Below are 11,025 nucleotides of genomic sequence, written 5' to 3'. Positions count from 1 at the left end.
TGTTTCGCGTACTACGTACGCTCAACTGTCTAAAGACTAGATACAAGCTTTGCTTGTACTACAAAAAAAATAGCGGTTTTACCGCTATAAGTAATATTGCTGGAAATATTGTAAACGAATGAGATCATAGATAGCCATCAGCTGGTAATTAAAATCAACAGAATCAAATTTACCAGGTAAGACAAGAACACGTTCTTTTTCACTTAATGGCTCGTTTAAGAATTTCTTGTTCTGGGTCAGAAGCAATGACTTTGCACGCTCTACATGGAGATCCACCATATATTGCTTCATATGATTATAAGCACGTCCTGTTCCACTGACAATAATCGCAACATCATCTTCATTCAGTTCAATAGGATTATAATGATGGAATTGATAGAATGGTTTACCAAAAGTAATCATATCTGTCTGAAGTTCAATCGCTAGGGAAATAGGATAGAGCGCCCCAAAGATAAAGATTCTCTTGGCATGATAGAAGGCAGAACAGATATCACTGACAATGGCAGCCATCTCATCTTCACTTACTGTCATGTCTAGCTTTCTTAAGAATTGTATTGGCTTGACATCAATCAGACGTACACGTATTTGATTAAGGCGTATCTGGTAATCATTATAGAGCTTAAGTTTAAATTCCTCATAGTCATCAAAGCCGAAAGCACCCATAAATTGCTGTAACTCTAGTCGTTTAAAAGGCCCCTGTTCTAGAAAGGCTGCTTCATCCATGTTCTCGATTTCAAGATAATGGGCGACAATGAAATTACCAATTTTATAATAGGAATCATTAAATAATGTTCCATCCAAGTATGTCAGAATTCTACTCAGCAACAAGTTCTGATTCACATTTGTCATAACAATCACTCTCCGTATAATGTTATTGTAACATATCATGAGATTGCAATGAAAATGTTTTCAATTTTATGAAAAAGAAATTATAATGGGCTTATGAGAATTAGAAGATTTCATCTGAATCAGATCAGATACAATAAAACGGAATATAGTGCATCACTTAAGGCATCAATACTGAGAATTGGTTTTTCTTTGCCTATTCGTGCATCTTTACAAGATGATAAGCTTATTTGTCTAGATGGACATAAGTGTTTAAGTGCTTTAGAAGATATTTTGAAAGAAAATCCTGACTATAAGCGGGGAGACTATGTCTATGTGGAAATCATGGATAATGGTGATAGTCGCTCCAATGATAGCTGGAGAAGGAGGAATTTACATTAGTGAAAGCAAGTGAAATTCTGATATTGAATGGCATGGGCACAAAGAAACAGGTCAAGAAGCTGATCAAGAAGAAACTGGTGCTATTAGATGGAAGGGTATTAGAGGAAGACAGGGAAGTTGAAGGACAGCTATATTATAAAGAACAAGCTCTTGATATGCATCCCTTGAAATATATCATGTTGCATAAACCAACAGGCTATCTTTCTGCCAATAAGGATGAACATGAAAAAACAATCATGGATCTATTACCTTATAAAGATCTATCCATGGTAGGCAGGCTTGATCGTGATACATCAGGCTTAATGCTTCTAACGAATGAAAAGAGACTTGCGAAAAGACTGATCTTACCTCAATATCATATTGAACGTACTTATGAGTTCACCTGTCTTAAACCACTAACATCAAATGATTTACAATGCTTTGAGGAAGGCATTATTATTGATGGAAATATCAAGACGGAAAAAGTGAAACTAAGACTTGCTTCAAGTCAATCTGGAGAAATCACCTTACATGAAGGAAAGTATCATGAAATAAGAAAGATGTTTTTAAGCTGTCATAATGGTATTAAGACACTTCATCGGATAAGCTATGGAGGTATTAGGCTTGATATACAAGAGGGCAGCTATCGAGAACTTACAATAGAAGAAATTAATCAGCTTCATAGGCTTGTAGAAAATAAGGAGGATTACTAATGGCTGTATTAGATGAGAATATACCAGTATTTCATTATTTTGAACAACTCACACAAATACCACATGGGTCATATAACGAAAAAGAACTCGCAAACTATCTCGAAGCATTTGCGAAGAAACATCATTTAGAATATAAACGTGATGGGATGGATAATGTTGTTATCTATCAAAAAGCAAGTCAAGGCTATGAAGAGAAGGAACCAATAATGCTGCAGGCACATATGGATATGGTCTGTGCTAAGGCTCCTTCAAGTAAGCATAATTTTGCATCTGATCCTTTAGAATTGCATATCGAGAATGGCTGGCTTTATGCCAATCATACAACATTAGGGGCAGATGATGGTATGGGTGTTGCCTTGATGCTTGCTTTGATGGATGATGAAAATGTCAAGCATCCTGATTTAGTATGTGTCTTTACTGTTCAGGAGGAAGCTGGACTTTATGGTGCAGCTGGCATTGATCCACAATGGCTTAAGGCCCTTCGTATGATTTCTCTGGATGGTGAAACTTTTGGTGAGACTACAATTTCTTCATGTGGTGGTCGTGATGTCATTTTGACAAAGCCGCTCAGGCGCGTAGCCAATCATCATGATGTTTACAAGTTGACTGTCAAAGGCTTAAGAGGTGGTCATAGTGGGGATGCTATTAATCAGGAACGGGCAAATGCGAATGTTTTAATGGGACGTATTTTACAGCATCTCATGGCTAAAGGTATTAAATATCATTTAGTTGATATAAAAGGTGGTGAAAAGCCAAATGCCATTCCTGTTTATGCAACATGTCTTATTGCCACCGATACAGATATCACGGATGAAGTCATTAACTTTTTTACATCAGTTAAAGAAGAATATCAATTCAGTGATGAAGAGATTTTTGTAGAAGTAGAAAATGCTATTTCGGATTTTGCCTATAGCCGGGAAGATACTTGGAATGTTGTCAATGCGATTTTCTTGGCACCAAGAAGTGTACAAGCCTATTCGCCTAAGATTGATCATCTTCCTGAATATTCATTGAATCTTGGCGTTGTCTATATTGAAGATGATGAATTAACACTGTTCTGGTCATTAAGAGGAACATTAAAGAGTGAACGTGATTATATGTCTAATCAATTGGCTTCTTTATCAGCATTATTAGATTTTGAAATGACATCCGGTGGGGAACATGAAGGCTGGAGCTATGATCCTGATTCACCTTTAAGAGATGCTTTTGAAAAAGCCTTCCATGATATGTTTGATGTTGATATGCGTGAGATTGCGACACATGGTGGCTTGGAAACAGGTATTTTTAAAGGCTATGATCCAACCATGGATATTGTCACATTTGGTGCTACTGCCCTTGATATTCACACAGAAAATGAACATATGAATCTCTCTTCTCTCAAAGATGCTTATCGCTTCTTATCTTACTTTTTAGGAACGTTATAACATGAAATGTCATATTGCGAATAAGTGTGGAGGCTGTGATTATATCAATCAGGGATATCAAGCCTCCCTAGAATACAAAAACCAATATATTAAAGAACTCTTCCAGGAATTTAAAGTAAAAATTCATCCAATTCAACATATGGATGATCCTTATGGCTATCGCAACAAAGTCATCGTTGCTTTCAATAAAGACTATAGCTATGGACTCTATCAGGAAGGGACACATAAGATCATTCCTTATGAACATTGCTTATTGCATAATGAGATAGAAGATGGCATGATCAAAAAGATAGCCCAACTTTTCAAAAGATATCATGTGCCTATTTATGATATCAGAAGGCATACAGGAGAAATCAGACATGTTGTTCTTCGTTATGCCAAAAATACCGAACAATATATGGTTACGATAGTATCGTCATCAGAAAGATTTAAAGGCAGTAAGAATTTTGCGAAAGAACTTACAAAAGCCTATCCACAAATTAAAACAATCGTTCTTAATACAAATAAGCGCGATACTGTCGTAGTCTTAGGTAACCGTGAACAGGTATTATATGGTAAGGGATTTATTGTGGATGAATTATGTGGTCTAACATTCAAAATTTCCAGCAAGTCTTTCTATCAGATCAATCATGATCAGTGTGAAGCGCTCTATGCCAAAGGATTATCTCTCATGCATCTTCAAAAAGATGATGTTGTCTTAGATACCTATTGTGGTATTGGTACAATAGGCATGATTGCAGCAAAGGATGTTGAAAGAGTTATTGGTGTTGAGAAAAACAAAGATGCTATATTGGATGCCAATATCAATAAAAAAGCCAATAATCTACAAAATATCACCTTCATCAATGCAGATGCAACGGAGTATATGAAAGAAGCCAGTCTTGAGAAGATGTATGTTGATAAAATAATCATGGATCCTCCTCGAACAGGCAGTACAAAGGCATTCATTCAAGCTGCTTGTCAAATGCAGCCAAGTGAAATTCTCTATATTTCCTGTGGACCAGAAACACAGGTAAGAGATCTTAAGCTTTTTAAGAAATATGGTTATACTTTTAAGGAAGTCTTTTCTTTTGACATGTTTCCATTTACAAAACATGTGGAGACGGTAGTATTGATGTCAAGGAAAGATAAATAAAGGCCAGAAAGTGGCGTATTTCCGGGCTTTTTCGGAGGTTTGGATTTGATGTTACACTTCTGAAAAAGCTCGGTTTTCTTATATGGAAACATATTCACTGCAAAATGTGTGTCAGCTTGTAACCTAGGATTAGATGTTAAAAACGAGAGCACCTTTTGGAAGATAAAACTGATTAAAAAAATAGCCGACAACAATATTACACTCCCAACCTAAAAGTGGTAGTTTCGAGACCCCGGATTAGATAACAGCGGGTTGTGACTGTGAAATAGATGTCGTGAGAAATTCGCAAAATAAACATGTACTATAAAGGAGGAGGTTTGTATGGTAGAAGAAAAGAATAAGGGCAAAGGCAAAAAAACTCTGATAATTGCTGGTGGAATAGTGCTGACTGCAGTTGGTTTTATTGTGATTCCGCCCTTGCTCGATAAGTATGCTAATAAAGCATACAAGTTTTCTTTGAAAAAAGAAGAGATTGATTTTGACAATATGGGACCAGAAATAGTTCCATCAAAAGAAAAGGAGGATGAGGAAAGTGGCGATTGATGCTGATAAGGTTGCGCAAGATGCGATAAATGCAATCGCAGAAAAAATCAAAAATCTCAACACACTGAATATAATTGTTGCTGGAAAAACTGGTGTTGGTAAGAGTACTTTGATTAATTCTGTGTTTAGAGAAAAGCTTGTTGAGACCGGAATGGGCAAACCGGTAACCCAGCATATGAGAAAAATTACAAAGAGGGGTGTACCTCTTGCAATCTATGACACGAGAGGTTTTGAACTTGGCAAAGAAGTACAGACCGAAGTGAAAAGAGAAGTTACTGAAACCATCAGTAAGGGATTAGCTGCGCAAGACATTAATAAGGCTATTCACTGCATTTGGTATTGCATTAACACGGCTTCAAACAGAGTAGAGCCAGAAGAGATAGAGTGGCTTAAAGAGCTTTCAATGGATAATCAAATAATGCAGGTTCCAATTATCGTCGTCTTGACGCAAGCGTTCTCCAAGAAGAAGGCACAAGAACTTAGGCAGATGCTTTTGAATGAAAATCTAGATATTATTCAGGTTATTCCTGTCTTAGCAGAAGATTATGAGATCGAGGATTTGGGTACGGCAAAGGCTTATGGCTTGGACGTTCTGATTAAAGTAATGGGAGAAGCTTTACCGGAAGAATTGATGGATACACTTCAAAATTTACAGATTGTGAGTTTAGAAGAAAAAAAGCGACGAGCACAGGCAGCGGTAGCAACAGCAGCGCTTGCAGCGGTAGGTGAAGGAGCAGCGCCTATCCCGTTCGCTGACTGTGCCTTGATGATACCTACACAAATAGGAATGATTGCTTCAATTACGGTAATATTCGGATTTGATGTAAATAAGAGCATCATTACTGCATTATTGTCTTCAACCATTGGTGCTGGCGGAGCGACCGTATTAGGAAAAACTGTTGTAACCAATATATTGAAGTTCATTCCCGGAATAGGAGCTGTAGCTGGTGGAGCAATTGCTGCGGGCACAGCAGGCGTTATTACTGCGGCTTTAGGAGAAGCTTACATAGGTGTAATGGAGCTTGTATTTAAAGGAGACATGAGTATTGACGACATTGGTACGAAAAAAGGTAAGGAAACCATGTCTCAATTGTTTAAGAGCAACCTAAAAGCAAAGTAATGATTGTTTACAAAGAAAGGTGGGCATTTAATTGACAGAAACAGAATATAGAAAGCTACTCATTGATTCGGTTCGTGCAGGAGAATATCCTGAAAAAGATGCTCTTCTTGATTTGTTGAAAATATCTTCATTGAGATTTGAAAAAACAAATGCGTTTACGAGGCATCTTTGGAATCATTGCCAAGAGTATATTCACATATGTATCGTTCCGGATAAAATGCTTGAGTTGAAGAAACACTTTGAGTATCTTGAAAAATTGCTATACGATATTTATCCGCCTAATGATGATTATGAGTTGTGGGATGTTGAAATAAAACCCGGCTCAATGCCTGATATCGAAGATGTTAGTCAAGAAATTGTTTTTGAAAATATTAGAAATCAGATTATTGAAGAGATAAGGGCTGCTAAATATATTATTTGGGTTTCAGTTGCATGGTTTACAGACCCAGTTTTATATCAAGAGTTACTTAAGAAAAAGAGACAGGGGCTAGTAATAGAAATTGCATTAGATAATTGTGAAAGAAATCGTAACGCAGAGTTCAAATTAGAGGATGATTTTCCTGTGCACTGGATAACGGTTCAATCTTATTATCAAAATATAATGCATGAAAAATTCTGTGTTATTGATTTGTATACTTCGATACATGGAACGTTTAATTGGACGAAAGCTGCAAACTATAATAAAGAACATATTAGTATAGATAAGAATCATGCGACTGCAGAAGCCTTTGCCGATGAGTTTATGAAACTAAAAAATAGAACCGTGTGGGAATCCTGATTCACAAAAAATGCCCTCCCGGCCATCATGGTCGAGAGGGTTTTGTGCGTCTAGGGGATGATGCTAGTATAAAAGTAGAACAAGTGAAATAGCTGTTTTGCAATAACCAGAGTGCTATAATATCGTGTCAGGTATAGTGCTTGTCTTGGTTAGATCAGGAGAGGAGTTGTTCTATGGAAGATAAGAAAGCAGCATATGACAAGGAATTCAGAGAAGGCGTAGTGAACTACAAGAGGGAGCATCCGGATGAAACGTTTGTAAGCATCGGAAAGAAATTTGGCGTGCATTCAACTTCCGTGGGAAAATGGTACAGGGATGCAGAGACACGGGGAGAGGTCGTGGTACGCGGGTCTGGAAACTATGAAAGCGACGAGGCCAAGGAGATTGCCCATCTCAAGAAGGAGATAAGGGATTACAAGGATGCAGTCGAGGTCCAAAAAAAACTATTGGCATACTGGGAAAATAGCCAATCAGAACATCTATGAAGCTGTCACTGACGCAAAAAGCAGAAAGCCAAGCAGCTTCTCGGCTGCCAGTGTGCTAGCAATACTTGGTATTAGCAGGTCTGACTACTATTACTACATGAATCATGAGATGACGAAAACCGAAGAGAGAAGAATGAACATCACAGATAGTGTCGTGAAGATATTCAATGAAAGCGAGCACCTCTATGGATCACCTAAAATAGCCGCACTGATCAACAGGAGCGGATAAGACAAGGTGTCACAAAAAATATGTTCTTGGCATCATGAAAAAGCTAGGCATAAAGCCTAAATATATCAGAGACAGAAAAACACCACGGTATCAAGAAACTTCTCCAGAGAGCTGAAAAACATCCTCTATAGGCATTTCAATCCCGAAAAGCCTGATGCCTTCCGGTGCACCGACATCACCTACATCTGGACCTATGACGATGGCTTTGTCTACCTTAAAAGCGTCATGGACCTCTACAGTCGCAAGATCGTAGGATGGTGCGTTACCAGAACCATGGATGCGAATGCTGTCCTTGAGTGCATAGAGATGGCAAAGAGACGAAGAGGCATAGACCATCCTGTCGTGATCCATAGCGACCGTGGTGTTTAGTAAACGTCAGAGGCATACAGAAAGGCCACAGAAGGAATGGACAGGAGCTATTCAAAGAAGGGAAGGCCATGGGACAATGCGTGCATAGAATCATGGCATTCACTTCTCAAGAGGGAGTGCATAAGACTCCATAAGATCATGAACTATTATGAAGCTAATAATGGTAATATATAAATGACCAATTCGGGTGATTTATTTTTACCCATTTTGGAGAAATTAATGTTGCCATTATTAGAAGCGAAGTCAATCATATTCAGCTATATAGAAGGCTTCTACAATACGGTGAGAATCCATTCCCATTGTGAATATCAGTCGCCAGATGAATACGAGGAAGAATATTATGAGAAGGAAATGAATAACATAATGGCAAGCAATGAAATAGTTGAGGTTGTTGCATAGACGGTGACAAAAAAACGGACATTTAAGTTGTTCTAAAACTTGACATAGTACCAAGATTTCATCGGCGATGGCATTGTAGTCCTGCTTGATGTTGGTCTTTCGGATGAGTTCCTTCTGCAGCTCGTCGAGCTGTGCCTGGATACCGTCCGGGTTCATCGTGTCGGCATGCATTATTGCAAAGGACAGCCAGGCACAACAGGATGCTGATGGTTTATCATTTACGTAATAGATATAAGGACTGTGTTATTACCCGTTTGATTTCGCTTTTTTCGCACAGAAGACCCCGCACCGTTTTCCGGGGGAAAGGGTCGTAGAGATTTTGACTGCCCCTACCAATGTATAAATTCACAAACAGTCCATATAATTCGTATTGCAATCAGCAAGACGGTGAATTACAATATATGAAGCAGGAGGTGCAATTATATGAAAGATTCAACAGTAAGCGCTCGTGTTGAAAACGATGTAAAAAATGAAGCAGAAGACATCTTGCAGAAGCTTGGAATTCCTGTCTCTGTTGTCATTAATTCTCTGTACCGCCAGATCATTTATCATCATGGCATTCCGTTCTCACTGACTGTTCCGTCAGAGCCAAGAACATTGGATGCGATGTCGGATGCGGAGCTTGACGCAAAACTTCAGCACAGCTATGCCCAATCGGCTGCAGGTGAAGGAAGACCGCTCGGGGATGTGTTCGATGATCTGGAAAGGAATCTTAAATAATTGAACTCCTATGAAATCATCGTCACACCGGATGCGGAAGCAGACCTTTATGAGATAAAAAATTACATAGCTGAGACTCTGCTGGTACCTGATGTTGCCTTAAATTACATCCGTGTCATCCGCAAAGAGATGGAGAAGCATTCTTACATGGCAGACAGCATTGCGCTGGAGGAACGTGAACCGTGGCACTCCAGAGGCGTGCGTAAGATCAGCGCGAAGAACTTCTACATCTACTATCGCCTGGATGAAGTATCCGGAAGGGTCTATGTCCTGAATGTGATTTACGCAAAGCGTGTTCAGCTCAAGACCTTAAACAAAATGAATCTCTATGACTGACTAAAGGCAGCTCTCCATTCGAGGGCTGCTTTTATCTGTTTCCACGTTCACGGTGTATCTTCTTGTTACACGAACGACAAAGACTCATGAGGTTGGACTCGTCATTTGATCCTCCCTCGGCGAGAGAAACTGAAATGGCCAGATGGGCAGGATGTGGCATTGTCTGCTTCTGGGAAAATGGATGAGATATTTTACTGGCTGCCGATAGAAGAACTGATTTGCTCTCGGTAACAGGAGTACTATCACGTCCTCGGCAAATCAGACTGGGAATTCGAACAGCCGGAACCAAAATACAGACGAAAATAACTTGATCACTGACCGATCAGGTTAACGGCATACTGGGTTGAGGCCTTGATCATAAACTGATTAAGCAGAGGAGAGAAGGTCGAGACGATGACTTCTCTACCTAACCGCCGTATTATAAGTAGAAAAACACGTGGACCAGTTCCTGCAAACGGAGAGCAACTGTAAAAGCGCCGATTTTTGGCTTTGAGCAGTTACCGTGAACGAACGGAAATGTACCCGGGAACCAGATATTCAGGTGCTTGTCTCATGCTATGTTGAAAGCGTAGTATTGATGTCAAAGAAAAATAAGACGAACTAAACCCGCTAGAATAAGCGACTTTTGTGAATTATGAAAGATTTCAGGATATCCAAAATCTGTTTATGCAAAAGCCTATAGAACAATAGTTATTCTATAAATCATAAATATAAAATTAATTATTGAATAACATGATTTGGCATATATCACTACTTATTCACATGCAAGAGTATAAAGATATCATGCATAATTCCCTTGTTCTTGGTATGGTTGGATGCCTGTTAATTTATGTTGCTTGTAGCAACGGCAGTTTTAATTATAAAATGTGGTTGAAAACAGGAGGTAATTAGTATGTTGAATGAAAATATAAAGAACTTAAGAAAGGCAAAAGGGTTATCACAAGAAGAACTTGCGATTAAACTGCATGTAGTCAGACAAACATTATCCAAATGGGAGAACGGACTATCAGTCCCGGATTCAGTGATGCTTATCTCTTTAGCTGACGCATTAGATGTATCGGTCAATGAACTGCTTTCAGAGACAGCAACAAAACCTGATCCTGATGATATCAAAACAATATCAGAGAAATTAGAAGTCATTAATCTTCAGCTAGCGAAAAGAAGCATGGCAAGGATTAAAACTATACGCTGGCTGCTTATTTCATTATGTTTATTCATTGTTGCTATATTTATTATCCTTATTAATATAAATGGTTCGTATTTAAACTGGAATTATAATGATCCTGAACTCGCAGTTGCTGGAACAATCATACATGCCTTTGAATTTCTATTTGTTAGAATAGCACCGATTGTATTTCTAGCATCCGTTATTGGAATTATTCTGACATATAGGAAAAGATAATACTCAGCAAATAACCCTCCTGGCTATCATGGCTAGAAGGGTTTTATGTATTTATTACTATTTCTATTGATGATTTGTCAAATTAAGTGCAACACCTACGATGAGTTACCCAGTAATTCTTCTTTAGGTGTTTTATATTTTATGCATTTACGTGGCCTGTTATTCA

At 38.5% G+C, this 11,025-nt stretch carries 16 protein-coding genes; 14 read left to right on the top strand and 2 right to left on the bottom strand.

All coding sequences use genetic code 11. The features are described from left to right. Nucleotides 1–84: 84 nt before the first annotated feature. The gene (locus tag T529_RS0110780; protein WP_033163619.1) at nucleotides 85–849 is read right to left on the bottom strand and encodes a MurR/RpiR family transcriptional regulator; all 765 of its coding nucleotides are present in this window, start codon (nucleotides 847–849) and stop codon (nucleotides 85–87) included. A 93-nt stretch (nucleotides 850–942) separates the two neighbouring features. On the opposite strand from T529_RS0110780, the gene T529_RS0110775 reads away from it, so the two are divergent. The 13 genes from T529_RS0110775 to T529_RS0110725 all read left to right on the top strand — a co-directional run bounded on the left by T529_RS0110775 (nucleotide 943) and on the right by T529_RS0110725 (nucleotide 9,457). After that, nucleotides 943–1,227 carry a hypothetical protein gene (locus tag T529_RS0110775; protein ID WP_033163618.1) on the top strand — a complete coding sequence of 95 codons (285 nt, stop codon included), beginning with the start codon at nucleotides 943–945 and terminating at the stop codon, nucleotides 1,225–1,227. Continuing rightward, nucleotides 1,227–1,919 (top strand): pseudouridine synthase, encoded by a 693-nt coding sequence (locus T529_RS0110770; RefSeq protein WP_033163617.1) that lies wholly within the window; start codon nucleotides 1,227–1,229, stop codon nucleotides 1,917–1,919. Before T529_RS0110775 ends, T529_RS0110770 begins: the two co-directional genes overlap by 1 nt. After that, on the top strand, nucleotides 1,919–3,343 hold the full coding sequence (pepD, locus tag T529_RS0110765; RefSeq protein WP_033163616.1) for a beta-Ala-His dipeptidase: 1,425 nt from the start codon (nucleotides 1,919–1,921) through the stop codon (nucleotides 3,341–3,343). The genes T529_RS0110770 and pepD overlap by 1 nt, the downstream gene beginning before the upstream one ends. 1 nt (nucleotide 3,344) lies before the next feature. Beyond that, nucleotides 3,345–4,478 carry a 23S rRNA (uracil(1939)-C(5))-methyltransferase RlmD gene (rlmD, locus tag T529_RS0110760; protein ID WP_033163615.1) on the top strand — a complete coding sequence of 378 codons (1,134 nt, stop codon included), beginning with the start codon at nucleotides 3,345–3,347 and terminating at the stop codon, nucleotides 4,476–4,478. A gap of 321 nt (nucleotides 4,479–4,799) precedes the next feature. Then, complete coding sequence (locus T529_RS0110755) at nucleotides 4,800–5,021, top strand: hypothetical protein (RefSeq protein WP_033163614.1); 222 nt, start codon at nucleotides 4,800–4,802, stop codon at nucleotides 5,019–5,021. Continuing rightward, nucleotides 5,011–6,141 (top strand): GTPase, encoded by a 1,131-nt coding sequence (locus T529_RS0110750; RefSeq protein ID WP_033163613.1) that lies wholly within the window; start codon nucleotides 5,011–5,013, stop codon nucleotides 6,139–6,141. Before T529_RS0110755 ends, T529_RS0110750 begins: the two co-directional genes overlap by 11 nt. A 31-nt stretch (nucleotides 6,142–6,172) precedes the next feature. Next, on the top strand, nucleotides 6,173–6,919 hold the full coding sequence (locus T529_RS0110745) for a phospholipase D-like domain-containing protein (RefSeq protein ID WP_033163612.1): 747 nt from the start codon (nucleotides 6,173–6,175) through the stop codon (nucleotides 6,917–6,919). A gap of 173 nt (nucleotides 6,920–7,092) precedes the next feature. After that, nucleotides 7,093–7,404 (top strand): hypothetical protein, encoded by a 312-nt coding sequence (locus T529_RS0110740; protein WP_033163611.1) that lies wholly within the window; start codon nucleotides 7,093–7,095, stop codon nucleotides 7,402–7,404. A gap of 289 nt (nucleotides 7,405–7,693) precedes the next feature. Beyond that, nucleotides 7,694–8,002 carry a DDE-type integrase/transposase/recombinase gene (locus T529_RS13835; protein ID WP_156032251.1) on the top strand — a complete coding sequence of 103 codons (309 nt, stop codon included), beginning with the start codon at nucleotides 7,694–7,696 and terminating at the stop codon, nucleotides 8,000–8,002. A 36-nt stretch (nucleotides 8,003–8,038) separates the two neighbouring features. Further along, nucleotides 8,039–8,176, top strand: coding sequence for an integrase core domain-containing protein (locus tag T529_RS13830; protein WP_156032250.1), 138 nt, complete (start codon nucleotides 8,039–8,041; stop codon nucleotides 8,174–8,176). A gap of 45 nt (nucleotides 8,177–8,221) precedes the next feature. Then, nucleotides 8,222–8,401 carry a hypothetical protein gene (locus T529_RS13195; RefSeq protein ID WP_156032249.1) on the top strand — a complete coding sequence of 60 codons (180 nt, stop codon included), beginning with the start codon at nucleotides 8,222–8,224 and terminating at the stop codon, nucleotides 8,399–8,401. Between the two features lie 423 nt (nucleotides 8,402–8,824). Continuing rightward, nucleotides 8,825–9,121, top strand: a complete 297-nt coding sequence (locus tag T529_RS0110730; RefSeq protein WP_033163610.1) for a type II toxin-antitoxin system RelB/DinJ family antitoxin — start codon at nucleotides 8,825–8,827, stop codon at nucleotides 9,119–9,121. Then, a complete protein-coding gene (locus T529_RS0110725; RefSeq protein ID WP_033163609.1) occupies nucleotides 9,122–9,457 on the top strand; it encodes a type II toxin-antitoxin system RelE/ParE family toxin in 336 nt (111 codons plus the stop codon). Between the two features lie 31 nt (nucleotides 9,458–9,488). Here the strand turns inward: T529_RS0110725 and T529_RS13825 are convergent, their stop codons facing one another. Then, nucleotides 9,489–9,617 carry an HNH endonuclease gene (locus T529_RS13825; protein ID WP_081823131.1) on the bottom strand — a complete coding sequence of 43 codons (129 nt, stop codon included), beginning with the start codon at nucleotides 9,615–9,617 and terminating at the stop codon, nucleotides 9,489–9,491. Nucleotides 9,618–10,349: 732 nt separating this feature from the next. Between T529_RS13825 and T529_RS0110720 the strand changes: the two genes are divergently transcribed. Further along, nucleotides 10,350–10,859, top strand: a complete 510-nt coding sequence (locus T529_RS0110720) for a helix-turn-helix domain-containing protein (RefSeq protein WP_033163608.1) — start codon at nucleotides 10,350–10,352, stop codon at nucleotides 10,857–10,859. The last annotated feature ends 166 nt before the right edge of the window (nucleotides 10,860–11,025 follow it).

Origin of the sequence: Sharpea azabuensis DSM 18934 (assembly GCF_000702165.1) — a bacterium.
GTDB classification, from domain to species: domain Bacteria; phylum Bacillota_I; class Bacilli_A; order Erysipelotrichales; family Coprobacillaceae; genus Sharpea; species Sharpea azabuensis.
This window is presented reverse-complemented; position numbering and strand designations above follow the sequence as displayed.

What these genes read in the sequence shown, in the direction of transcription:
- T529_RS0110780 (WP_033163619.1), bottom strand. Translation starts at nt 849, where the DNA reads ATGACAAATGTGAATCAGAACTTGTTGCTGAGTAGAATTCTGACATAC.
- T529_RS0110775 (WP_033163618.1), top strand. Translation starts at nt 943, where the DNA reads ATGAGAATTAGAAGATTTCATCTGAATCAGATCAGATACAATAAAACG.
- pepD (WP_033163616.1), top strand. Translation starts at nt 1,919, where the DNA reads ATGGCTGTATTAGATGAGAATATACCAGTATTTCATTATTTTGAACAA.
- rlmD (WP_033163615.1), top strand. Translation starts at nt 3,345, where the DNA reads ATGAAATGTCATATTGCGAATAAGTGTGGAGGCTGTGATTATATCAAT.
- T529_RS0110755 (WP_033163614.1), top strand. Translation starts at nt 4,800, where the DNA reads ATGGTAGAAGAAAAGAATAAGGGCAAAGGCAAAAAAACTCTGATAATT.
- T529_RS0110740 (WP_033163611.1), top strand. Translation starts at nt 7,093, where the DNA reads ATGGAAGATAAGAAAGCAGCATATGACAAGGAATTCAGAGAAGGCGTA.
- T529_RS13830 (WP_156032250.1), top strand. Translation starts at nt 8,039, where the DNA reads ATGGACAGGAGCTATTCAAAGAAGGGAAGGCCATGGGACAATGCGTGC.
- T529_RS13195 (WP_156032249.1), top strand. Translation starts at nt 8,222, where the DNA reads ATGTTGCCATTATTAGAAGCGAAGTCAATCATATTCAGCTATATAGAA.
- T529_RS0110730 (WP_033163610.1), top strand. Translation starts at nt 8,825, where the DNA reads ATGAAAGATTCAACAGTAAGCGCTCGTGTTGAAAACGATGTAAAAAAT.
- T529_RS13825 (WP_081823131.1), bottom strand. Translation starts at nt 9,617, where the DNA reads ATGCCACATCCTGCCCATCTGGCCATTTCAGTTTCTCTCGCCGAGGGA.
- T529_RS0110720 (WP_033163608.1), top strand. Translation starts at nt 10,350, where the DNA reads ATGTTGAATGAAAATATAAAGAACTTAAGAAAGGCAAAAGGGTTATCA.